23 protein-coding genes and 1 riboswitch are annotated in these 23,235 nt (G+C 60.9%); of the genes, 6 read left to right on the plus strand and 17 right to left on the minus strand.

Going from position 1 to position 23,235, the window contains the following annotated elements:
• Positions 1-157: 157 nt before the first annotated feature.
• A complete protein-coding gene (locus tag WA225_RS27650) occupies positions 158-3,628 on the plus strand; it encodes a NahK/ErcS family hybrid sensor histidine kinase/response regulator (RefSeq protein ID WP_422610401.1) in 3,471 nt (1,156 codons plus the stop codon).
• Positions 3,629-3,737: 109 nt separating this feature from the next.
• Here WA225_RS27650 and rmuC read toward each other — a convergent pair whose 3' ends face one another.
• The 3 genes from rmuC to WA225_RS27665 all read right to left on the minus strand — a co-directional run bounded on the left by rmuC (position 3,738) and on the right by WA225_RS27665 (position 6,355).
• On the minus strand, positions 3,738-5,102 hold the full coding sequence (gene rmuC, locus WA225_RS27655) for a DNA recombination protein RmuC (RefSeq protein ID WP_422610418.1): 1,365 nt from the start codon (positions 5,100-5,102) through the stop codon (positions 3,738-3,740).
• Positions 5,103-5,277: 175 nt separating this feature from the next.
• Positions 5,278-5,601 carry a hypothetical protein gene (locus tag WA225_RS27660; RefSeq protein WP_081265164.1) on the minus strand — a complete coding sequence of 108 codons (324 nt, stop codon included), beginning with the start codon at positions 5,599-5,601 and terminating at the stop codon, positions 5,278-5,280.
• Between the two features lie 400 nt (positions 5,602-6,001).
• Complete coding sequence (locus WA225_RS27665) at positions 6,002-6,355, minus strand: hypothetical protein (protein ID WP_422610402.1); 354 nt, start codon at positions 6,353-6,355, stop codon at positions 6,002-6,004.
• Between the two features lie 207 nt (positions 6,356-6,562).
• Between WA225_RS27665 and WA225_RS27670 the strand changes: the two genes are divergently transcribed.
• The 3 genes from WA225_RS27670 (at position 6,563) to WA225_RS27680 (ending at position 8,963) form a co-directional block, all read left to right on the plus strand.
• Positions 6,563-6,787 (plus strand): hypothetical protein, encoded by a 225-nt coding sequence (locus tag WA225_RS27670; protein ID WP_034156218.1) that lies wholly within the window; start codon positions 6,563-6,565, stop codon positions 6,785-6,787.
• Between the two features lie 275 nt (positions 6,788-7,062).
• Positions 7,063-7,545 carry a hypothetical protein gene (locus WA225_RS27675; RefSeq protein WP_008077902.1) on the plus strand — a complete coding sequence of 161 codons (483 nt, stop codon included), beginning with the start codon at positions 7,063-7,065 and terminating at the stop codon, positions 7,543-7,545.
• Positions 7,546-7,691: 146 nt separating this feature from the next.
• A complete protein-coding gene (locus WA225_RS27680) occupies positions 7,692-8,963 on the plus strand; it encodes an OmpP1/FadL family transporter (protein ID WP_422610403.1) in 1,272 nt (423 codons plus the stop codon).
• 102 nt (positions 8,964-9,065) lie between these two features.
• On the opposite strand, the gene WA225_RS27685 is transcribed toward WA225_RS27680, so the two are convergent.
• From WA225_RS27685 to cobO, 14 genes are all read right to left on the minus strand, one after another.
• Complete coding sequence (locus WA225_RS27685; RefSeq protein ID WP_422610404.1) at positions 9,066-9,626, minus strand: glutathione peroxidase; 561 nt, start codon at positions 9,624-9,626, stop codon at positions 9,066-9,068.
• Between the two features lie 54 nt (positions 9,627-9,680).
• Positions 9,681-9,803 carry a hypothetical protein gene (locus WA225_RS27690; RefSeq protein ID WP_422610405.1) on the minus strand — a complete coding sequence of 41 codons (123 nt, stop codon included), beginning with the start codon at positions 9,801-9,803 and terminating at the stop codon, positions 9,681-9,683.
• On the minus strand, positions 9,800-11,008 hold the full coding sequence (locus tag WA225_RS27695; protein ID WP_422610406.1) for an MFS transporter: 1,209 nt from the start codon (positions 11,006-11,008) through the stop codon (positions 9,800-9,802). The genes WA225_RS27690 and WA225_RS27695 overlap by 4 nt, the downstream gene beginning before the upstream one ends.
• Positions 11,009-11,061: 53 nt before the next feature.
• Positions 11,062-11,466, minus strand: coding sequence for a MarR family winged helix-turn-helix transcriptional regulator (locus WA225_RS27700; RefSeq protein WP_007919794.1), 405 nt, complete (start codon positions 11,464-11,466; stop codon positions 11,062-11,064).
• 174 nt (positions 11,467-11,640) lie between these two features.
• A complete protein-coding gene (locus tag WA225_RS27705) occupies positions 11,641-12,372 on the minus strand; it encodes an adenosylcobinamide-GDP ribazoletransferase (protein ID WP_422610407.1) in 732 nt (243 codons plus the stop codon).
• Position 12,373: 1 nt separating this feature from the next.
• Positions 12,374-12,949, minus strand: a complete 576-nt coding sequence (cobC, locus tag WA225_RS27710) for an alpha-ribazole phosphatase family protein (RefSeq protein ID WP_422610408.1) — start codon at positions 12,947-12,949, stop codon at positions 12,374-12,376.
• Entirely contained in the window at positions 12,946-14,001 is a 1,056-nt protein-coding gene (gene cobT, locus WA225_RS27715; RefSeq protein ID WP_422610409.1) for a nicotinate-nucleotide--dimethylbenzimidazole phosphoribosyltransferase, read from the minus strand. The genes cobC and cobT overlap by 4 nt, the downstream gene beginning before the upstream one ends.
• Positions 13,998-14,519, minus strand: coding sequence for a bifunctional adenosylcobinamide kinase/adenosylcobinamide-phosphate guanylyltransferase (gene cobU, locus WA225_RS27720; protein WP_422610410.1), 522 nt, complete (start codon positions 14,517-14,519; stop codon positions 13,998-14,000). Before cobU ends, cobT begins: the two co-directional genes overlap by 4 nt.
• Before the next feature lie 147 nt (positions 14,520-14,666).
• Positions 14,667-16,118, minus strand: coding sequence for a cobyric acid synthase (locus WA225_RS27725; RefSeq protein WP_422610411.1), 1,452 nt, complete (start codon positions 16,116-16,118; stop codon positions 14,667-14,669).
• A complete protein-coding gene (gene cobD / locus WA225_RS27730; protein ID WP_422610412.1) occupies positions 16,115-17,107 on the minus strand; it encodes a threonine-phosphate decarboxylase CobD in 993 nt (330 codons plus the stop codon). Before cobD ends, WA225_RS27725 begins: the two co-directional genes overlap by 4 nt.
• Positions 17,100-18,008 carry an adenosylcobinamide-phosphate synthase CbiB gene (cbiB, locus tag WA225_RS27735; RefSeq protein ID WP_422610413.1) on the minus strand — a complete coding sequence of 303 codons (909 nt, stop codon included), beginning with the start codon at positions 18,006-18,008 and terminating at the stop codon, positions 17,100-17,102. The genes cobD and cbiB overlap by 8 nt, the downstream gene beginning before the upstream one ends.
• Positions 18,005-18,655, minus strand: coding sequence for a 5,6-dimethylbenzimidazole synthase (gene bluB, locus WA225_RS27740; RefSeq protein WP_422610414.1), 651 nt, complete (start codon positions 18,653-18,655; stop codon positions 18,005-18,007). Before bluB ends, cbiB begins: the two co-directional genes overlap by 4 nt.
• On the minus strand, positions 18,652-20,052 hold the full coding sequence (locus tag WA225_RS27745) for a cobyrinate a,c-diamide synthase (RefSeq protein WP_422610415.1): 1,401 nt from the start codon (positions 20,050-20,052) through the stop codon (positions 18,652-18,654). Before WA225_RS27745 ends, bluB begins: the two co-directional genes overlap by 4 nt.
• The gene (gene cobO / locus WA225_RS27750) at positions 20,049-20,660 is read right to left on the minus strand and encodes a cob(I)yrinic acid a,c-diamide adenosyltransferase (RefSeq protein WP_003223053.1); all 612 of its coding nucleotides are present in this window, start codon (positions 20,658-20,660) and stop codon (positions 20,049-20,051) included. Before cobO ends, WA225_RS27745 begins: the two co-directional genes overlap by 4 nt.
• An 80-nt stretch (positions 20,661-20,740) precedes the next feature.
• Positions 20,741-20,966, minus strand: a riboswitch (cobalamin riboswitch).
• 163 nt (positions 20,967-21,129) lie between these two features.
• Between cobO and WA225_RS27755 the strand changes: the two genes are divergently transcribed.
• Complete coding sequence (locus WA225_RS27755; RefSeq protein ID WP_422610416.1) at positions 21,130-21,714, plus strand: hypothetical protein; 585 nt, start codon at positions 21,130-21,132, stop codon at positions 21,712-21,714.
• 66 nt (positions 21,715-21,780) lie between these two features.
• Complete coding sequence (locus tag WA225_RS27760; RefSeq protein WP_422610417.1) at positions 21,781-23,094, plus strand: PQQ-dependent sugar dehydrogenase; 1,314 nt, start codon at positions 21,781-21,783, stop codon at positions 23,092-23,094.
• Positions 23,095-23,235: the final 141 nt, after the last annotated feature.

Below are 23,235 nucleotides of genomic sequence, written 5' to 3' on the forward strand. Positions count from 1 at the left end.
CGATGAGGCCCGCCTGGTCACCGCAAAAACCACCCGGTTCCATACCTGCGACACCCCGCCACGCCACGACCTTGGTCGACACTGACTAACCGCCCCGCGCATGCGAGACTGTCCGCCCGGGCAGGAGTGCCGGGGAGTCTTCTGTCGGGAGTGTTGCATGTCGTTGTCCACCGGGCTGATCGCCGCCGTCGCCCTGGCCTATATGGCCATCATGTTCGCCATCGCCTTCTACGGCGACCGTCGCAGCGCGCCCTTGCCGCCGCGCATGCGTGCCTGGGTGTACAGCCTGTCGCTGGCGGTTTACTGCACCAGTTGGACGTTCTTCGGCGCCGTCGGCCAGGCGGCGGAACAACTGTGGTCTTTCCTGCCGATTTACCTCGGGCCGATCCTGTTGTTAGTAGGCGCACCGTGGGTTCTGCAGAAGATGGTGATGATCAGCAAGCAGGAGAACATCACCTCCATCGCTGACTTTATTGCCGCGCGTTACGGCAAATCGCAATCGCTGGCGGTGGTCGTCGCGCTGATCTGTCTGGTCGGCGTCCTCCCCTACATCGCCCTGCAACTCAAAGGCATCGTCCTCGGCGTGAACCTGCTGATCGGCGCCGGTGCCGATGCCATGGGCACCCGCGCCCAGGACACCGCGCTGATCGTGTCGCTGGTGCTGGCGCTGTTCACCATCGTCTTCGGCACGCGCAACCTCGACGCCACCGAGCACCACCGTGGCATGGTGCTGGCGATTGCCTTCGAATCACTGGTCAAACTGTTTGCCTTTCTCGCCGTCGGCGCCTTCGTCACGTTTGGCCTGTATGACGGTTTCGACGACCTGTTCAATCAGGCGATGCTCGCCCCAAGGCTTGAGGAATACTGGAAAGAAACCATTAACTGGCCGTCGATGGTGGTGCAGACCGGCGTGGCGATGATGGCGATCATTTGCCTGCCACGGCAGTTCCACGTGACGGTGGTGGAGAACATCGATCCGCAGGATCTGCGGCTGGCCAAATGGGTGTTTCCCGCTTATCTGGCGTTGGCCGCCCTGTTCGTCGTGCCGATCGCGCTGGCCGGGCAGATGCTGCTGCCGAGCGACGTCTTGCCCGACTCGTTCGTGATCAGCCTGCCGCTGGCCCAGGCGCATCCGGCCTTGGCGGTGCTGGCCTTTATCGGTGGCGCGTCGGCGGCGACCGGCATGGTGATTGTCGCCAGCGTGGCGTTGTCGACCATGGTCTCCAACGACATGCTGTTGCCGTGGTTGCTGCGGCGCAACAACGCCGAGCGCCCGTTCGAGGTGTTCCGCCAGTGGATGCTCTCGGTGCGCCGCGTCAGCATCGTGGTGATTCTGTTGCTCGCCTATGTCAGCTACCGCTTGCTCGGCTCGACGGCAAGTTTGGCGACCATCGGCCAGATTGCCTTTGCGGCGGTCACTCAACTGGCACCGGCCATGCTCGGCGCCTTGTACTGGAAACAAGCCAACCGTCGCGGCGTTTTCGCAGGTTTGGCTGCGGGCACGTTCCTCTGGTTTTACACGCTGATCCTGCCGATTGCCGCGCACAGTCTCGGCTGGTCGCTGAGCAGTTTTCCCGGGCTTGCGTGGTTGCACAGTAACCCGCTGAACCTGCCGATCACTCCGCTGACCCAAGGCGTGGTGCTGTCGCTGGCCGGTAACTTCACGCTGTTTGCCTGGGTCTCGGTGCTGTCGCGCACACGGGTGTCGGAACACTGGCAGGCCGGACGGTTCATCGGTCAGGAAATCAGCGCACGGCCGAGCGCACGCTCGATGCTGGCGGTGCAGATCGACGATTTGCTGCAACTGGCGGCACGCTTCGTCGGTGAGGAACGCGCCCGTCAGAGCTTCATCCGCTTCGCTTATCGTCAGGGCAAGGGCTTCAACCCCAATCAGAATGCCGACAGCGAATGGATCGCGCATACCGAACGTTTGCTGGCCGGTGTTCTTGGCGCGTCGTCGACGCGCGCTGTAGTAAAAGCCGCCATCGAAGGTCGGGAAATGCAACTCGAGGACGTCGTGCGCATCGCCGACGAAGCCTCGGAAGTACTGCAGTTCAACCGCGCCCTGCTACAAGGCGCCATCGAGAACATCACCCAGGGCATCAGCGTGGTCGACCAGTCGCTGAAACTGGTGGCCTGGAACCGCCGCTATCTGGAGCTGTTCAACTACCCGGACGGCTTGATCAGCGTCGGCCGGCCGATTGCCGACATCATTCGCTACAACGCCGAGCGCGGCTTGTGCGGCCCCGGCGAAGCGGAAGTCCACGTTGCCCGCCGCTTGCACTGGATGCGTCAGGGCCGCGCGCACACCTCTGAACGACTGTTTCCCAACGGCCGGGTGATCGAGCTGATCGGCAATCCGATGCCCGGCGGTGGCTTTGTCATGAGTTTCACTGACATTACCGCGTTCCGCGAAGCCGAGCAGGCGCTGACTGAAGCCAACGAAGGCCTCGAGCAACGGGTCAGCGAGCGCACTCAAGAGCTGTCGCAGCTCAACGTCGCCCTGACCGAAGCCAAGGGCACTGCCGAAGCGGCCAACCAATCGAAAACCCGTTTCCTCGCGGCAGTCAGCCATGACTTGATGCAACCGCTGAACGCCGCGCGCCTGTTCTCCGCCGCGCTCTCCCATCAGGACGACGGCTTGAGCAGCGAAGCGCAGAAACTGGTGCAACACCTCGACAGTTCGCTGCGCTCGGCCGAGGACTTGATCAGCGATCTGCTGGACATCTCCCGCCTGGAAAACGGCAAGATCAACCCGGATCGCAAGGCGTTTGCGGTCAACGAGCTGTTCGACACGCTGGGCGCCGAATTCAAGGCGCTGGCGCAGGAACAGGGTTTGAACTTCCGGGTGCGCGGCAGCCATCTGCGCATCGACAGCGACATCAAATTGCTGCGGCGCATTTTGCAGAACTTCCTGACTAACGCTTTCCGCTACGCCAAAGGCCCGGTGCTGCTGGGCGTGCGGCGACGCGACGGCGAGTTGTGTCTGGAGGTGTGGGATCGCGGGCCGGGCATTCCGGAAGATAAACAGCAGGTGATTTTCGAGGAGTTCAAACGCCTCGACAGTCATCAGACCCGCGCCGAAAAAGGCCTTGGACTGGGGTTGGCGATTGCCGATGGTTTGTGTCGCGTGCTCGGTCATACGCTGCGTGTGCGCTCATGGCCCGGGCGCGGCAGCGTGTTCAGCGTCAGCGTACCGTTGGCCCGCACGCAAGCGGCGCCAGCCAGCGCTGCGGTCGAATTGAATGGCAAATTGCTCAGCGGCGCGCAGGTGCTGTGCATCGATAACGAAGACAGCATTCTGATCGGCATGAACAGCCTGTTGAGTCGCTGGGGCTGTCAGGTGTGGACGGCGCGCAACCGTGAGGAATGTGCGGCGTTGTTGAGCGATGGCATGCGCCCGCAACTGGCACTGGTCGACTATCACCTCGATCACGGCGATACCGGCACAGAGTTGATGGCGTGGTTGCGCACCACGCTGGGCGAGCCGGTGCCGGGGGTGGTGATCAGTGCTGACGGGCGACCGGAGATGGTTGCACAGGTGCATGCGGCGGGGCTGGATTATCTGCCGAAACCGGTGAAACCGGCGGCGTTGCGGGCGTTGTTGAGTCGGTATGTGCCGTTGTAGGCGGTGGCTTTACTGACGCCTTCGCGAGCAAGCTCGCTCCCACATTGGAATGCATTTCTAATTGTGGGAACGAGCTTGCTCCGGGTGGCGATCCGACGCAGCTTTTGGGCTATTCAGGAAGTTCGACGAGGCCATCGACATCGGTCATCGCCCGCTCCAGCAGATCTGCCGGCAAGCTCTTGCTGGCACGCGCACCCAGCAACTTGAGCTGCTCACTGCGACTGACCAGATTGCCGCGTCCTTCGGTCAGCTTGTTGCGCGCTGAGCTGTAGGCCTTGTCCAGTTGCTGCAGACGATTGCCGACCTCGTCGAGATCCTGAATGAACAGCACGAACTTGTCGTATAGCCAGCCCGCGCGCTCGGCGATTTCCCGGGCGTTCTGACTTTGGCGTTCCTGCTTCCACAAGCTGTCGATCACGCGCAAAGTCGCCAGCAAGGTGGTCGGGCTGACGATGACGATGTTGCGGTCGAAGGCTTCCTGAAACAGCGCTGGCTCAGCCTGCAATGCCGCCGAAAACGCCGCCTCGATCGGCACGAACAGCAAAACGAAATCGAGGCTGTGCAGGCCTTCCAGGCGTTTGTAATCCTTGCCGGCCAGACCTTTGACGTGATTGCGCAGCGACAGCACGTGCTGTTTGATCGCGATCTGCCCGAGGGTGTCGTCGTCGGCAGCCACGTATTGCTGATACGCGGTGAGACTCACCTTGGAATCCACCACCACTTGCTTGTCGCCGGGCAGGTAAATGATCACATCAGGTTGAAAGCGCTCGCCGTCCGGGCCTTTCAAATTGACCTGGGTCTGATACTCGCGCCCCTTCTCCAACCCTGCGTGTTCGAGCACGCGCTCGAGGATCAACTCGCCCCAGTTACCTTGAGTTTTCTGGCCTTTGAGGGCACGGGTGAGGTTGGTCGCTTCATCACTCAGGCGCAGATTGAGTGCCTGCAAGCGCTCCAGCTCCTTGGCCAGCGAGAAGCGCTCGCGGGCCTCGGCCTGATAACTTTCTTCCACACGTTTTTCGAAAGACTGAATGCGTTCTTTCAACGGATCGAGCAACTGACCAAGCCGTTGCTGACTGGTCTCGGCAAAGCGCTGCTCACGCTCATCGAAGATCTTGCCCGCCAGTTCGGCGAACTGCGCGCGCAGTTCATCGCGTGAACCTTGCAGGTCATTGAGGCGTTGCTGGTGGCTTTCCTGTTGCTCGCGCAATTCTGCGTTCAGCGAGGCCGCCTGCGCGTCGAGGCGGCGCAGTTCAGCCTCCTTGTTGGCGCGCTCCAGATTCCAGGCGTGAGAGGCATCGCGGGCGTCGTCGCGCTCGATCTGCAGCAGTTCGACTTCACGGCGCAGGGCGGCAAGATCAGCCTGCTTGGCGGCATTGGCCTGAGCGAGGTCAGCGATTTCGTCGCGACTGGCCTCAAGCTGCGCATTAAGCCCGTCCTGCGCCAGTTGCGCCATGGCCAACCGCTCTTCGAGCAAGGCGACCTCAGCCTGGCCGTTACTGGCCCGGCGTTGCAGTTGCCAGGCCAGCGCCAGCAGTGGCAACCCCGCCCCTGCAAGCCCCAGCAATACGCTGGTCAAGTCCATAGCCATAGCCACTCCCGCCGATCTTATAAAGCCTGAAGGTTAACCAAGGCGTCAGGTCTTGGACAGCTCAGTCTTCGATCAGACCGAGTTCCTGTTGCGCACGCCGGTCACCGGCACGGGCGGCCTGGCGCAGCAGGTCCTGACCGATGCGGCGATCGCGGGCATTGCCGCACTCGCGGCACATCAATTGACCGAGACGGCTTTGCGCAACGACTACGCCTTCGCGCGCCGGCTGCTTGAGCAGGCGCCCGGCAAGGTGCTTGGCATTACGGCTGTCGCCCAGACGCGGGCTGTCGAGCAGCCATTCGGCCACGCGCACGGAAAATCGCTTGGGGGAGGTAACACGAGGAGGTTCTGAGGTAACAGGGTCTGATACTGAGCGAAACTTCATAAAGCACTGTGGGACAGATCGGAAGGCGCGCCACTCTACTCTCTTTTTCTTACAGGTAAAGTCGAAAAACAACCCGGCACGCCCGTCCTAGAGCAAGCGCTTGGGACAATCCACAGAAGCTGTGGATAACTCAGTGGACAACCGCCCTTCAACCCTCGCAAAGCCTTATGGAATGGGGCCCGCAGTCAAACTGACGATTTTTTCACCAACAAAAAAAAGCGATGTTTTTCATTGACTTAAACTTTTGATGCAGGCAGCTACCGGAGTCAGGATTGATGTGACAGCGCCGTTACAGCCTGCGCAACTAATGTGCACAAGTAGCGGTTACCCGGTTATATCGATGCGCTTTTTCGGGTCGCTTTCATGAGTTTCCTGGGGATAAGCCGGTCTGGCACGCGATTCATGAACATTTCTTCACCGACCGACGGTCGCAAAAACGAGTCAATGCAGGGCGCGCCAGCGCATCGAGAGTAGAGGCTGGCAATCGCTGCAAACTTTTTTCACGCAGGGTTTGCTTTACCCATTTCGATCCGTTAGTATCCGCGGCGTTAGTACCAAGCTGAAAGTCAATTCCGGTCGAACATATCCCCACGGTCAGCCTTCTACCAAGAAGCCCAACCGAAAAAAGCGGGAACGACCCCTCGATGGTTTCCAGGTAAATCTTGCGCCAACACGGCCTTCGAATGATGCGAAGGGTGTTGCGAAGAACACTTACTCTGACCGAACCAACCTGCAAATTGATCAGGATCTTCACCCCGGGCCCAGAACCTTTGCCCTCGTTGTGATGCCTGCCCTCCTAAGTACCTACCTGCCAGCCCAAGCGCGCCAACTTAATAGCGCTTCAAACTGGCTGCTTTGTTCCAGTCGGGTTCTTCGTTCGATCAATGGTGATCGACGTTACTGGAACGTTTTAACGTTGCACGGTTCTTATCCGTGTCATTTGTAGGAACACCTAATAACTATGTCTACTCAAATCCATACTCAGGATGCCATTCGCACCCTAACCAACGCTTTTGCACCAATGAACTGCCTGATCATGGCCGCTCGCAAAGGCTGCTTCAGCTTTACCCTGGTCAACGAACACGGTATCGCCCGCCACAGCGAGCGTCTGTACCCCGATCAGTACTCCAGCGCCGAACCGCTGCAGGCCGTGATCGACCGGACCCGTCAGGCATTGATTGCCTGAGAGCCGAAAAGGCTGCAAAAAGCACAAGCCCCGCTTAAAACGCGGGGCTTTTTATTGCCTGATGTTTCGTTTTTTACCCTTTGCGCTTAAGCACCATCGGATATAACGGTTATAACTCCACGCCGGAAATATTTTAAAAACAGGCCTTTACGTCGTGAATATGACACTACACTTCAACTCAAGCGGCGTGATCCGCTTCCGGCGAGCCTGAGTCGATCCACCGCTGCCAAGGCCCCTTCAGGCATCGCCGCCCAATAACAAGATCCGAGGATTTTATGGGTATCGCTGCCAGCGAACTGTGCCGCTATGTGATCCGTCCCACGCTGATTTATCTGGGGCGTCACTGCGCAACTGCCGAGTCCCTTTTACTGGGCATCGCTGCCAGCCAGTCCGCCCTCGGGTCCGCCCTGCATGACCGCCGTGGTCACGGCCTCTACCGCATTGCCGAGCACCGTCATCAGGCTCTGTGGGATGATTATCTGGCTCTCGATCCGGAGCGCGCCAGCCTGGTTCGCGGCCTCGCCAGCCAACATGCTTTTCTCAGTGGCCCGCATCTGGAACTGACCGTTAACCTGCGTTACGCCACAGCCATCGCCTGGCTGCTGGTAGAAGAACAAAACCCCACCCTCCCCGACCCCGACGATTTGCTCGGAATGGCGCGCATCTGGCGTCAGACCTTTCAACCGCAGGGTCGTCTGCGTGACTTCACCTGCGCTTGGCAAACCTGTGTTTCACCGCTGAATCAGGTCGCTTGCTGACCCATGAGTTTCACAAGATCGCTCATCAGGTGGCGAATTTGGTCGGATTGTCCTACAAAACCGCTCTAACTCAAGGCATACGGACTATAGCGCCGGAGCGAAAATGTTGGTAATTTTCGCCCCGGTGATCACCAGGAGTTCTAATAATGAAAAAAGTAATGCTCAAAACCACCCTTAGCCTCGCCGTTACCATGGCATCCACCCAGATCTTCGCAGCTGGCTTTGCCATCAACGAACACAGTATCAGCGGGATGGGCACTGGTTACGCTGGGCGATCTTCTTCTGCCGACGACGCAAGCACTGTTTATGGCAACCCTGCCGGCATGTCGCGCCTCAAGCGCGAACAAGTCACTGGCGGTGTTGCATTCCTCGATGCAAAAACCGATATCAGCGATGCCAGCTCCAGCCCTAACGGCGGCAGCAACAAAGGCGACATGGTGCCCTTCACCTCCGTACCTATGGGCTTCTACGTCAAACCAATCGATGATCATTGGGCATTCGGCCTCGGCGTCTACGTGCCGTTCGGCCTGATTACCGACTACGAAAACAACTTCGCCGGCCGTTATTTCGGCAGCAAGTCCGAAGTACAAGTGATCACCTTCCAGCCAACCGTCAGCTACGCCTTCAACGACAAGGTGTCGATCGGTTTCGGTCCGACCATCAACCGCATCGACGGTACGCTGGAATCCAACCTGTCGATCACTCAGGCCGCGCCGGATGGCAAGGTCAAGATCAAGGGCGACGACACCGCGCTGGGCTACAACATCGGTGTACTGGTACAAGCCACTGACACCACTCGCCTGGGTCTGACGTACCACTCGAAAGTCGACTACAAGCTCGAGGGCAACACCAAGGTCAACTACGGTGTGCTCGGTGCAATCGGTCTGGGCGCCAACCAGAAGTACGACGCTTCGCTGAAGATCACCACGCCTGAATCCGTCGACTTCTCGGTTACTCAGGCGATCAACGATCGCTGGAACGTTTACGCCGGTTCGACCTGGACCCGCTGGAGCCAGCTGGAAAAAATCACCGTCAAGAACTCCGGTGTGCAGCCGTTGCTGGCCGGTCAGTTCGGTGAAATCACCGAAGACCAGAACTGGCACGACTCCTGGGCTTACGCCGTGGGTACTTCGTACCAGTTGAACAAGGAATGGGTACTGCGTACCGGTCTGACCTTCGACCAGTCGCCGACCAACAACGTTGACCGTTCGCCACGTATTCCTACCGGCGACCGGACTATCTTCAGCATCGGTGCCGGCTGGAGCCCGACCGAAGACCTGACCATCGACGTTGCTTACTCGTACCTGAAGGAAGAGTCGGTCAAGATCCGCAACGAAAACGATCGTGGCCAGACTTACAACGCCAAGTATGAAAACTCGGCAAACGGTTTCGGTGTCGGCGCGACCTACCGCTTCTGATGCTGCACGGCGAGGCTGACCCCTCGCCCACGAAAAAGCCCCGCTCTCTTTGCAGAGGCGGGGCTTTTTTATCTCCGGCGTTTTTGCCTCACTGCGGCAGCGCTAGGGCTTAAGGGGTTTTGACGCAATAGCCTTTTCGATCGCAGCAATAAACTCCGGATCATCCGGCTTGGTCAGGCTGGAGAAATTGGCAATCACCTTACCTTGTCGATCGACCACGTATTTGTAGAAATTCCACTTCGGCGCGCTGCTCTGTGCCGCCAATACCTGGAACAAGTGCGTGGCGTCATCGCCACGGACCTTTTGCGGTTCGGTCATGGCGAACGTCACGCCGTAGTTGGCGTAACAGACCTTGGCGGTCTCGGCGCTGTCTTTGGATTCCTGCTTGAAGTCGTTGGACGGCACACCGAGCATTTGCAGCCCTTGCGACTCAAAGCGCTTATGCAGCGCCTCAAGGCCTTCGAACTGCGGGGCAAAACCACAGAAACTCGCGGTATTGACCACCACCAATGGTTTGTCAGCGTATTGCTGGCACAGATCGATGGATTCCTTGGCCCGCAGCTTGGGCAGCGAGCCTTGCAGCAATTCGGGACAGTCAGCGGCTTGAGCCAAACCAGTCAACGCCATCAGCAACGCGGGAACAGCACACCAGCGCATCAGCATGTCGAACATCCTTGAGCAGTCGTCAGAGTTCGACGTTACTCGTCACGCCACGTTCTAGCAAATGCTCATGCCCAACTGCATCAGCGCCAGACCGCCCTGATGCCATCCCCACCACACCAGCGTCAGCAAAGCGGCGCCGAGTGCGGCAATGACGATACGCGGCCAGAGTCGACTCATGCGGCGCTCGCAGCGGCTTGCAGACGCGCGACCGGACGCTCGCGCACCGGCCAGTTCAACGCAGCGGCCAAAAGGCTCAGAAGAATCGCCACTTGCCAGATCAAGTCATAACTCCCGGTGCGGTCATACACCACCCCGCCCAGCCAGCCGCCGAGGAACGAACCGAGCTGATGGAACAGGAACACGATGCCACCGAGCATGGACAGGTTTCGCACGCCAAACAAGGTCGCCACCGTACCGTTGGTCAACGGCACCGTCGACAGCCAGAGGAAACCCATGGCCATGCCGAACAGATACGCCGACGTAGTCGTCACCGGCAGCCACAGGAACAGCACGATCACCACTGCACGCAGCAAATACAGCGCGGTCAGCAAGCGCGGCTTGGACATGCGCCCGCCGAGCCAGCCGGCGGTGTAAGTGCCGAAGATATTGAACAGACCGATCAACGCCAGCACCGTAGTGCCAACACTGGCGGGCAGATGCTGATCGACCAGGTAGGCCGGCAGATGCACGCCGATGAACACCACCTGAAAACCGCAGACGAAAAAGCCGAATGCCAACAACCAGAATCCGGAATGCGAGCAAGCTTCGCGCAGGGCCTCGGACAGCGTTTGTTCATGACCGAGTACCGGCAGCGGCTTGTCCTTGAGCATGCTCACCAGCGGCACGATCAGCGCCACCAGCAGGCCGAGCACCAACAGCGCTGCCGACCAACCGAGCCAGCCGATCAACCCCAGAGTGCCCGGCAGCATGGCGAACTGGCCGAACGAACCGGCGGCGCTGGCAATACCCATGCCCATGCTGCGTTTTTCGGCTGGCACGGCACGCCCGACCACGCCGAGAATCACCGAGAACGAGGTGCCGGACAAACCGATGCCGATCAGCAGACCGGCGCTCAGCGACAGCGTCACGGCCGAATCCGACAAGCCCATGCAGACCAGGCCCAAGGCGTAGAGCACGCCGCCGATCAGCACCACTTTTGCCGCGCCAAAGCGGTCGGCCAGCGCGCCGGTAAATGGTTGCGCCAGCCCCCAGATCAGGTTCTGCAAGGCGATGGCGAAAGCAAACACCTCACGCCCCCAGCCAAATTGCGCACTCATCGGTGACAGAAACAAGCCGAAGCCGTGCCGCACGCCCAATGACAACGCCAGGATCAGCGCACTACCGACCAACACCCAACCGCACGTACGCCACATCGATGTCATTGTTATTCTCCGCTTGCGGGTATATACCCGCTTGAGTTTGGAAAAAACCGGCCTCAGGCCAGTTCATCCAGCAATCTGAGCAAGGTTTCACGCTTCTCGGCGCCCAGTCGGTCGATCAACCGCTGCTGCGCCGCTTCCCAGGCCGGCAGTGCGGCCGCCAGGCGCTGCACGCCGGTCTCGGTGAGTTTGACGATGCGGTTACGCATGTCTTCGCCTTCGGCCAACGCCACCAGCCCCTCACCTTCCAGCACCCGCAGATTGCGCCCGAGAGTGCTGCGATCCAGACCCATGGCTTCGGCCAGTTCCGAGATGCTCGGTTGATCCAGACGCTGCAGATTGCACAGCAGAGAATACTGGGCAACGTTGATCCCGAAGCCGTCGAGAGCGCCGTCGTAATGCCTGCTGACGCCACGAGCGGCGCGACGCAGGTTGGTGCACAAACACTGAGAGGGAAGCATGATGCGTGTATATACCCGCGACTGTGTTAAATCAAGTTACAGATGAGTTTACCCATAACATTTGTGCTGCCGGTGAGGCCGCCTTCGCGAGCAAGCTCGCTCCCACAGGAGAGCGCATTTCAAATGTGGGAGCGAGCTTGCTCGCGAAGGGGCCAGCATGACCGATAAAAAACTTCAGACCAAAACCAATCCAACCAGCACTACCATCTCCAGCAATTCCAGCAATGCCCCCGCCGTATCGCCCGTCGTCCCACCCAATCGCCGCATCATCACCTGCCGCAACCAGACAAACACACCGACCGAAATCACCAGCGCAACGACGGCACTGAACCCGGCAATCAGCAAGCAGACCAATGCACTGACGCCCAAGACCCACCATCCAGCCTTGCGCGGCAGATGATCCGCCAACGCTTGCCCCAGCCCGCCAGCCCGCACATACGGCGTGGTCAGAAACAACCCCAACAACGCCGCCCGCCCGAGCAACGGCACGATGATCAACGCCAGCCCATGCCCCTGCTCGATCAGCGCCAGCAACGCCGCAAACTTGAGCAGCAACACCAACACCAATGTGACGACCGCAATCGGCCCGCTGCGCGGATCTTTCATGATCGTCAGCGTGCGCTCGCGATCACCAAAACCGCCAAGCCAGGCATCGGCGCTGTCGGCCAGGCCATCAAGGTGCAACGCGCCGCTGAGCAACACCCATACCGTCAGCAGCAGCGCCGCATGCAGCAACAACGGTGCGCCCGCCAACGCCAGATTCAACGCCCACAGGATCACGCCGAACAGCAGCCCTACCAGCGGATAAAACAGCAGCGAACGCCCAAGCTGTTCCGGCTCGGGCATGCCCGGCAAGCGAATCGGCAGACTGCTGAGAAATTGCAGGGCGATCCACAGCGGCAACATATCAGTGACTTTCCTTGAGTGAACCGTCGGCCTCGACCGTCAGCGCAAACAACGCGCCGTGAGCGACCTCGACATTGAGCAGTTGTTCGCGCGGCAATCCGCGCGCTTGCGCCAGCAACAGGCGCATCACGCCGCCATGACTGATCAGCAACACCCGCTCACCCGCGTAGGTACTGTGCAAGCGCGCAACCGCTGCCAGCACTCGAGAAGAAAACTCGCTGACCGGTTCACCCTGCGGCGGCGTAAACGAATACGGATCGGCCCAGAACAACCCCAAGGCTTCGGCATCCGTCTCCATCAACGCTGCCGCGCTCTGCCCTTCCCAGGCGCCGAAATGCAGTTCTTGCAGATCCTTTTCCAGCTGTACCGGCAGCTTCAGTTGCTCACCGAGCTCTGCGGCAAACCGCGCGCAACGCTGTAAAGGCGAACTGACGATCCGATCCCACGGCCCGCCCTCGACCACGGCCGCACGCATCTGCGTCCAGCCGTTTTCGGTCAGCGCATCATCGAGGCTGCCGCGCAAACCACCGCCCAACTCAGTCTCGCCATGGCGCAGCAGATCCAGGTGCAGGGTCATGCCGGACGATCCGCCACCGCCGCTTCGGCGAACGTCGCCATCTGCCCGTGCAGATCGCAGGCCAGACGCAACAACGGCACCGCCAGCGCGGCGCCACTGCCCTCACCCAGGCGCAGACCGAGCTCCAACAACGGCTCGGCGCTCAGCGTTTCCAGCACATGGCGATGGCCCGGCTCGGCGCCACGGTGACCGAACAACAGCCATTCGCGGCACGCCGGATTCAAGCGCACCGCCACCAACGCAGCGACCGTACAGATGAACCCGTCGACCAACACCGCAACGCCTTGTTGCGCCGCCGCCAGATAGGCGCCCACCAGCGCGGCGATTTCAAAACCACCCAGATTGAACAGCGTCTGCAACGCATCGCCACGCTGCGCTGCATGCAATGCCAATGCGCGTTCGATCACTTGCGCTTTATGGCTGACACCTTCGGCATTCAGCCCGGTGCCCGGACCGGTCAGATGCACCACCGGGCAATCGAGCAAGGCGCAGGCCAGCGCACTCGCCGCGGTGGTGTTGCCGATGCCCATCTCGCCGCCGATGAACAACTGCGCGCCAGCCGCTTTCGCCCGCAGCACACTGTCGCGACCGGCCTGCAACGCCAGCTCGCCCTGAGCCTGAGTCATCGCCGCGCCATGGACGAAGTTCGCCGTACCCGGACCAATGTTCAAGTGGCGCACACCCGGCAGGTTCAGCGAAGGATTGACCGTGCCCAGATCGACCACTTCCAATTGTGCACCGAGCTGCCGCGCGAGCACGCTGATCGCCGCGCCGCCGCTGACGAAGTTGAGCAGCATCTGCCCGGTGACTTCCTGCGGGAACGCCGAAACACCTTCTGCGACCACGCCGTGATCACCGGCAAAAATCGCGATCCAGACCTGTTCCAGCGTTGGTTTGACCTGGCCTTGCAGACCGGCCAGTTGCACCGCCACCGCCTCCAGACGACCGAGGGAACCGGCCGGTTTGGTCAGTTGCTGCTGCCGCGCCGTCGCTTGTTCAACGACGTTCAGATCGACCGGTTCACACGGGTTCAGCCACCAGGATTGAGTCATAACGCAGGTCCTTTCAGAGTCAGGGGCAGGCCGGCGACAGTCAGGACAACACGCTGACAGCGCTCAGCCAGAGCTTGATGCAGCCAACCGGCTTCATCGACGTAGCGGCGAGTCAATTCGCCCAGCGGCACGACACCCATTCCGGTCTCGTTGCTGACAAAAATGATTTCACCCGGCAACGCGGCCAGGCATTCGAGCAAGGCTTCGCGCTCGGCGGCGAGGCGTTCGGCGTCATCGAGCATCAGCAGATTGGTCAGCCACAAGGTCAGGCAGTCGACCAGCAGGCAACGCTCGGCGCTGGCACTTTCGCGCAGGACGCGGGCCAGTTCCAGCGGCTCTTCGATGAGCGCCCATTCGGCGGGACGGCGGGCGCGATGGTGGGCGACGCGGTCGTTCATTTCGCCATCCAGCGGTTGGCTGGTGGCGATGTAGGTGACCGCAAGATTACTGTCGCTGGCGAGTTTTTCGGCCAGACGACTTTTGCCGGAGCGGGCGCCGCCGAGGATCAGTTGGAGCATGGTTGTATCCACAGAATTATGTGGTGAGGCAACTGGCCCCTTCGCGAGCAAGCTCGCTCCCACAGGGTTATGGGGTGTAAACAGAATCTAAAGCCAACCGATAATTGTGGGAGCGAGCCTGCTCGCGAAGAGGCCAGCACAGGCACCTCAAATCCCACAGAACCGCCGCAACAGTTCAGTGTCCAGATGCTTCTCCACCAGATCCGCCAGGCGCTCGATATCGCGCTCGCGCAAGCCGTGATAATCCACCTCCTGCACATTGCTCAAGCCGGCCCAGCGCAGCAACGCCGCACTCGCCATCGGCGATTCGAACAGGCCGTGCAAATACGTGCCGAACACTTGTCCGTCGGCACTCTGAGCACCGTCGCAACGGCCGTCATCCAGATACACGGCAGCGGTTTCCAACGCCGGTCCGCTGGTCACGCCGGCATGAATTTCATAGCCGCTGACCTCGGCATCTTCCAGCGCCAGCCGTCCGCGCACATTGCGCAACTGCTTCTCGGCTTCAAGCGTGGTTTCGAACGCCAGCAAGCCCAAACCGGCGCTGGAGCCTGGCGTGCCTTCGAGGCCGAGCGGGTCATGTACCTGCTCGCCGAACATCTGCAGACCACCGCAGATCCCCAGCACTTTGCCGCCGTAACGCAGATGCCGATTGATCGCGGTATCCCAGCCGTTGGCGCGCAGGTAAGCCAGATCGCTGCGCACACTTTTCGAGCCCGGCAGGATGATCAGGTCAGCCGCAGGAATCGCCTGCCCCGGGCCGACAAATTGCAGGTCGACCTGCGGATGCAAACGCAGCGGATCGAAGTCGGTGTGGTTGCTGATACGCGGCAGCACCGGCACCACCACTTTCAAGACCTGTTCGGCCTTGTCGGTCTGGCGCTGATCGATGCCGTCCTCGGCCTCCAGATGCAGATCCATCACGTACGGCAACACACCAACCACCGGTTTGCCGGTGCGTTGTTCGAGCCAGTCGAGGCCCGGTTGCAGCAAGGCGATGTCACCGCGAAAACGGTTGATGATGAAACCTTTGACCCGCGCCTGTTCGCTCGGCGAGAGCAACTCCAGCGTGCCGACCAGATGGGCGAAAACGCCGCCACGGTTGATGTCGGCAATCAGCAACACCGGGCAATCCACCGCTTCGGCAAAGCCCATGTTGGCGATGTCGCCAGCACGCAGATTGATCTCCGCCGGCGAGCCCGCGCCTTCGACCATCACCAGCGGGTACGCAGCGCTGAGTCGCTCGTGGGAGGCCAGCACGGCTTTCATCGCGATGGCTTTGTAGTCGTGATACGCCACGGCATTCATCGACGTCACCGCGCGGCCATGAATGATCACTTGCGCGCCAGTGTCGCTGTTCGGCTTGAGCAGCACCGGGTTCATGTCGGTGTGCGGCTCAAGAAACGCCGCTTGCGCCTGCACCGCTTGCGCACGACCGATCTCGCCACCATCGGCGGTCACTGCACTGTTGAGCGCCATGTTCTGCGGCTTGAACGGTACGACCGCCACGCCCTGACGCGTCGCCCAGCGACACAGCGCCGTCACCAGCGTACTTTTACCGGCGTCGGAAGTGGTGCCCTGCACCATCAGCGTGGTCATGGATTGTCCTTGGTGAAGGCGATCAACGCGTGCTCGAGACGCGCCTCTTCAGCCGCGTCGGCCGGCAAGCCAAAACGCAGACTGCTGTTGTGGCTGAAGAGGCGCAGGAGAATGCCGCGTCGGGCCATGAATTCGTATAACGCTTGCGCCTGATCGGTGATCAGCCACTGAAACAAGGCACAGCCGCCCTGCGGCTTGAAGCCGTAGCGCTCAAGCAACGCGGCCAGCCGTTCGCTCGCTGCATCGCTGCGAATCCGCTGGCGAGTGTGGTTTTCAGTGTCTTGCAGACAGGCTTGTCCCAGCACTCGCGTCGGCCCGCTCACCGCCCACGGCCCGACCTGTTCGGCGAGCAGTTTGAGCAACTTGCGCTCGGCGAGGACAAAGCCCAAACGCACGCCGGCGAGGCCAAAAAACTTGCCGAACGAACGCAGCACGATCAGCCCGACTTGATGCGCATGCGCCGCCAGACTCAACTGCGGCGTGTTGTCCATGAACGCTTCATCGACCACCAGCCAGCCACCGCGCTGAGCCAACCTCGCGTGCCAGTCGAGCAATCGCGCCGGGGTCAGGCTGAGGCCGGTGGGGTTGTTCGGGTTGACCACCACCAACACGTCGAGACTGTCGAGAAAGAACTCGACTTCCTGTTCCAGCACTTCGCGCACGATGTAACCGCTGCGGCGCCAGGCTTCGGCATGTTCGGCATAACACGGCGACAACACGCCGACCTTGCCGGCCCGGCGCAAACGCGGCAGCAACTGGATGGCCATCTGCGAACCGGCCACCGGCAGCACCTGCGCGGCACCGTAGTAATCGCACGCGGCCTGCTCCAGACCGTCATCGGTTTCCGGCAAGCGCGCCCAGGCGCGCAGCGGGATGTCCGGGATCGGGAATGGCCACGGCGCCAGACCGCTGGACAGGTCGAGCCAGTCCGCCTCGGCGATGCCGTAATCGAGTGCAGCCCTGCGCAGCCGGCCACCGTGCTCAAGCATAGAATTCAGCCCCCACGCAGAGAATCAGCAGCCATAACCATACCCCGCGCTGGACCAATTGCCAGCCGCGATCGATGGAATCGGCGTCAGCCGCTGCGCCCTCGCCAAGTTGCGGGCGCTCGTGCAGTTCACCGTGATAAATCGCCGGCCCACCCAACTCCACGCCCAAGGCACCGGCGCCCGCCGCCATGACCGGACCGGCGTTGGGGCTGTCCCATTTCGGTGCCTGCGCACGCCAGCATTTCAAGGCGAGTCGGGTTTTGCCGAGCAGCGCGTAAGTCAACGCCACCAGGCGCGCAGGAATGTAGTTCAACACGTCGTCGATTTTCGCCGCTGCCCAGCCGAAACGTTCAAAGCGTTCGTTGCGATAGCCCCACATCGCATCGAGCGTGTTGCTCAAGCGATAGAGGACCACGCCCGGCGCACCCGCCACGACAAACCAGAACAGCGCGGCAAACACCGCGTCACTGCCGTTTTCCAACACTGACTCAGTGGCAGCGCGAGCGACAGCGGTGCTGTCGAGTTCATCGGTCTGACGACTGACCAGATAGCCGACACGCTTGCGCGCCTCGTCCAGATCATCTGCGCGCAATGCGGCAGCCACCGGGGCGACATGCTCACCGAGGCTACGCATGCCGAGTGCGCAATACAGCGCGAGAATCTCGACGACCCAACCCACATACGGCGCCCAGGAAAACGCCGTGGCGAGCAAGGTCAGCGGCAGCACCGCGATCACCCACGCGGTGACGCCATGGCTGCGCCAGCCTCGGCCACCGGCGTTGAACCGTTGCTCGATGCGCCCGGCGAAATTGCCGAACGCCACCAGCGGATGCCAGCGTTTCGGTTCACCCAGCAGCGCATCCAGCGCGACCGCGGCGACACTCAACAACGCCACACTCATTGACTCACTCCCCAATAATTTTCGTACAGCAACTCATTGAGCGGACGCGCCTGCGCCCATCCTTCGAGTACCAGCATCGGCGCCGGATAGAATTCCTTGACCGGGCCCAGACACAAAACGGCGAGCGGCTTGGCGCCTTCCGGTAATTTCAGCAGATCGGCCAGCGCCTGCGGCTCGAACAACGAAACCCAGCCCATGCCCAGGCCTTCAGCGCGCGAGGCCAGCCACAAGTTCTGGATCGCACAGGACAGCGAGGCCATGTCCATTTCTGGCAGCGTGCGGCGACCGAAGATGTGTTTTTCGCGATCATCCATCAGCGCCGCGACCAGCACTTCGGCGCAATCGTGGATGCCTTCGACCTTGAGTTTCATGAACTCGTCACTGCGCTCGCCGAGTGCTTCAGCGGTGCGCACGCGTTCTTCTTCGACGAGATTCTGGATCTGGCCGCGCAAGGTTCTATCGCTGATGCGGATGAAGCGCCAGGGCTGCATCAGGCCGACACTTGGGGCCTGGTGGGCGGCTTCCAAAAGTCGGCGCAATAGCTCCGGCTCGACGCTGCCTCCGGTGAAGTGGCGCATGTCGCGGCGTTCGGCGATGGCTCTATAAACCGCTTGGCGCTCGACTTCGGAGAATGCGTTGTCGGTCATGGCCCCATCGCTGGCAAGCCAGCTCCCACAGGGGATTGCGTACCTTCAGGCATTACACCGCCCACTGTAGGAGTGAGCCTGCTCGCGATAGCGTCCTCAAGGGACGGTGCAAACAATGCTGCGACAGCCACAGGATTCGACGGAAAATAGAAGTGCACATAAGAAGCCGTCATCCGCCCTTGCCGATAAACCGCCTCGGCCCCACGCCCGCCATTCGGGCTCAAACCCCGCGCAATCGGCGCCAGTTCGGTAGTCGTCAGCGAATGGTGATAAGTGTGCCCACGCAACGAACCTTCCGGCAGATCCACAGCTTGCAACGCCAACGCCGCCAGACGCTTCTGCATCACCGCGTCGCCTTTAAGCAGCCCAACCAATTCGGCGCGAGTGCCTGCAACGTCAGTCAAAGAATCGAGCAGATACAGCATCCCGCCACATTCAGCGAGCAACGGTTTACCCGCTGCATGATGCACGCGAATCGCTTCAACCATCGCGGTGTTCTGCGCCAGCGCAACGTGATGCAATTCCGGATAACCACCGGGCAGATACACGCTGTCCGCTTCAGGTAATTGCGTATCGCGAATCGGCGAGAAGAAACTCAACTCAGCACCCATCGCCCGCAACAGATCGAGACTCGCGCCGTAGGTGAAGGCAAACGCTTCATCACGGGCGACGGCAATTCGCACATTCTTCAGCAGCGGCTCGACAGCGATCACGTCCGGTGCGGCAAACTCCACGGCCGGTGGCAGCGCTACTTCGCAACTGCTGGCCAATGCTTCGGCAGCGGCATCGAGACGCACATCGAGGTCATTCAATTCACTGGCCTGCACCAGGCCGAGATGACGACTTGGCAGCTCGATGCCCGTCTCGCGGGACAACGCGCCATACCAGCGCAGACCTTCGGTGAGGCTGCCTTCGAGCAACTGCGCATGGCGCAAGGTGCCGACGCGATTAGCGAGCACACCGGCAAACGGCAGATCCGGCTGGTACTTCGCCAAGCCCAACGCCAACGCACCGAAAGTCTGCGCCATGGCCGTGCCGTCGATCACGCCGAGCACCGGCACACCAAAATGCCGCGCCAGATCGGCGCTGGACGGCGTGCCGTCAAACAGGCCCATCACGCCTTCGATCAGAATCAGATCCGCCTCGGCAGCGGCTTCCCACAACAGCCGACGACTTTCCTGCTCGCCGACCATCCACATATCGAGTTGATACACCGGCGCACCGCTGGCGCGCTCAAGGATCATCGGATCGAGAAAGTCCGGGCCGCATTTGAACACGCGTACCTTGCGCCCCTGATTGCGATGCAAACGGGCCAGCGCGGCGGTGACGGTAGTCTTGCCCTGACCGGAGGCCGGCGCGGCGATAAGTACCGCCGGGCAGTGACGAGGTTGATTCAAAGTTCGACGCCTTTCTGCGCTTTGATGCCAGCCTGGAAGGCGTGTTTGAGCATGCCCATTTCGGTGACCGTGTCGCCCATTTCGATCATTTCCGGCTTGGCCGCACGACCGGTGACGATCACGTGCTGCATTGGCGGACGCGCCTGCAAATCGCTGAGTACCTGATCGAGATCGAGATAGCCGTGCTTGAGGGCGATGTTCAGCTCATCGAGCACCACCAGACCGATCGACGGATCACGCAGTAATTCGCGCGAGACTGCCCACGCGGCTTCGGCGGCGGCGATGTCGCGCTGACGATCCTGGGTTTCCCATGTGAAACCTTCGCCCATCACGTGGAAACGCACCTGCTCGGGGAAGCGGCGGAAAAACAGCTCTTCGCCGGTGCTGTTGCGGCCCTTGATGAACTGCACCACACCGCACTGCATGCCGTGGCCCATGGCGCGGGCGAGCATGCCGAACGCCGAACTGCTTTTGCCTTTGCCGTTGCCGGTCAGCACCAGCACCAGGCCGCACTCGTCGGGCGAGTTGGCGATGCGTTCGTCGATCACGGCTTTTTTGCGCTGCATACGCGCCAGATGGCGTTCGTCGCGCTCGGGGGAATCAGTCATGGGGGAGCTCTCCGTTGAGGCTGGATAACGGCGGGCAGGCACAAGATAGACGGCAAAAAGCCTGGCATCGCCCACCGTGATGCCGCTGGATGAATCAGGCCGGTCTCCGGGCTCATGAGCGGCGTTGGCCTGACTGCGCGCCTTCCCGCTGTTGAGCAGTGGCATTCGACGCAGTTTTCACTCATTTACCGTTGCGGGGGCAGCGCCGGGATTGTGGTGGTGCTTCGAGCGAAGACAACCCTCACCGGCTTCCCTGTTTCACTCTGTCGACGGGGGTCACAGAGCACCTGAAACAAGCGGCGAAGGTTAGAGGGTTGGGGGTGGAGCGTCAATTAAAGAGGCGGCCATCGGGCGAATAACTGCCGCCGATCAATTATCTGACGCCAATCTTGTGCCACACTGATACAAATGATATCAAAGAGCCATGCTTTTCCCGAAAAGCCCACCACAACAATAAAGGATGATGACGATGCAAGGCATGATCATCAGCAACCCGCGCCTGGAATTTCTGCGCCCGGTGCTTGAACGCTGGTTTGACTGTATCGACCGTTACAACGCCGTGCGCGGCGACAGCGACACCCCGTACTGGCATGACGAGAAAGCCAATCTCGGATTGCTCTCGGCAGCGGCGTGGATGGCCGAACTGGTCACGTTGAACGACACTGCCACGCGCAAACAGAACGAAGAAGGCGAGCGCAACGCTCGCGCCGACCTGTTCCTCGCCAGCGCCGAAGATCGCGCCTTTATCCAGGCCACTCAGCGCTGGCCGAAGGTTACCAACTTGAATCTGACCCAAGCCCTGCTGGACATCACCAACGACGCCAAGCGAATCAGCTATGCCAGCGATCTCAAGCTTGGCTGCCTGTTTGTCGCGCCGCAAAAAGCCCAGCACAGCGCCAGCCCCGAAGAACTGCAGGACATGGTCGACGACCTGCAAAAGGAACACACCTGCGCCGTCGCCTGGTATTTCCCCTATGCCTACCGCAAATTGCGCAGCGAAGCCGGCAACTATCACCCGGGCATCGCCGTGCTGTTCAAGGAAGCGCGCGGCTGAGCAGTGGAACCATCGGGCTTGCGCCCTCCTCTATGATTAGGAATGCATTCATAGGGAAGATCAGCAATGCGCACGCCCCAGCTCGTTTTTGTCATCGCCGTCGCCGGAGGGCTCGCCGCCTGTGGTGAATCCTCCAGCCTGCAAGTCTCCGACGGCACTGGCCCGTCACCGAAGCTGCCCGAACCGAACAAAACCCTGATCCCCACGGTGAACATCGCCCCGGCGATCGGCTGGCCCGAAGGCGCTAAACCGACGGCAGCGGCCGGTACCCAGGTCGCGGCATTCGCCGAAGGCCTCGACCATCCGCGCTGGCTCTATGTGCTGCCCAATGGCGATGTGCTGGTGGCGGAAACCAATGCCCCGCCAAAGCCTGACGACAGCAGCGGCATCCGTGGCTGGGTGATGAAGAACGTCATGGGCAAGGCCGGTGCTGGCGTGCCGAGCCCGAATCGCATCACCCTGCTGCGTGACGCCGATCACGATGGCGTGGCCGAGACGCGCACAGTGTTTCTGCAAAACCTCAACTCGCCGTTCGGCATGACGCTGGTTGGCAACGATCTGTACGTCGCCGATACCGATCGCCTGCTGCGCTTCAACTACGAACCCGGCACGACCGAGATCAAGTCGCAGCCGATCAAGGTGGTCGATCTGCCGGGCGGCACCCTGAATCACCACTGGACCAAAAACGTCATCGCCAGCAAGGACGGCAGCAAGCTGTACGTCACGGTCGGCTCGAACAGCAACGTTGGCGAAAATGGTCTGGATAAAGAGGAAGGTCGCGCAGCGATCTGGGAAGTCGATCGGGCGACCGGTAATCACCGGATCTTCGCCTCAGGCATCCGCAACCCCAATGGCCTGGCATGGGAGCCCAACAGTGGCGCGCTATGGACAGCAGTGAATGAGCGCGACGAGATTGGCAGCGACCTGGTGCCGGACTACATCACGTCGGTCAAGGACGGGGCTTTCTATGGCTGGCCGTTCAGCTATTACGGTCAGCACATCGACGTCCGCGTATCGCCGCAAAACCCGGAACTGGTGGCGAAGGCCATCGCCCCGGATTACGCCGTCGGCCCGCACACCGCCTCGTTGGGCCTGAGCTTTGCCGAGGGCAACACCCTGCCGGCGCAGTTCAAGGAAGGCGCATTCATCGGCCAGCACGGCTCGTGGAACCGCAAGCCGCACAGTGGCTACAAAGTGATTTTCGTGCCGTTTACCGCAGGCAAGCCGAGCGGTACACCGGTGGATGTGCTGACCGGTTTCCTCGACAAGGACGAGAATGCGCTAGGTCGGCCAGTGGGCGTGGTGATCGATCAGCAAGGTGGCTTGCTGGTGGCGGATGATGTCGGCAATAAGGTGTGGCGGGTGTCTTCTGCCAAATAACTTGCCGCCTGACGCATAAAAAACGTGGGAGCGACGGTGCGACGATTCGACTTGCTCGCGAAAGCGTCGGGTCAGTCAATATTGAATTGAATGACACACCGCCTTCGCGAGCAAGTCGAATCGTCGCACCGTCGCTCCCAC

The sequence above is a fragment of the Pseudomonas sp. genome, assembly GCF_049300855.1.
GTDB lineage: Bacteria > Pseudomonadota > Gammaproteobacteria > Pseudomonadales > Pseudomonadaceae > Aquipseudomonas.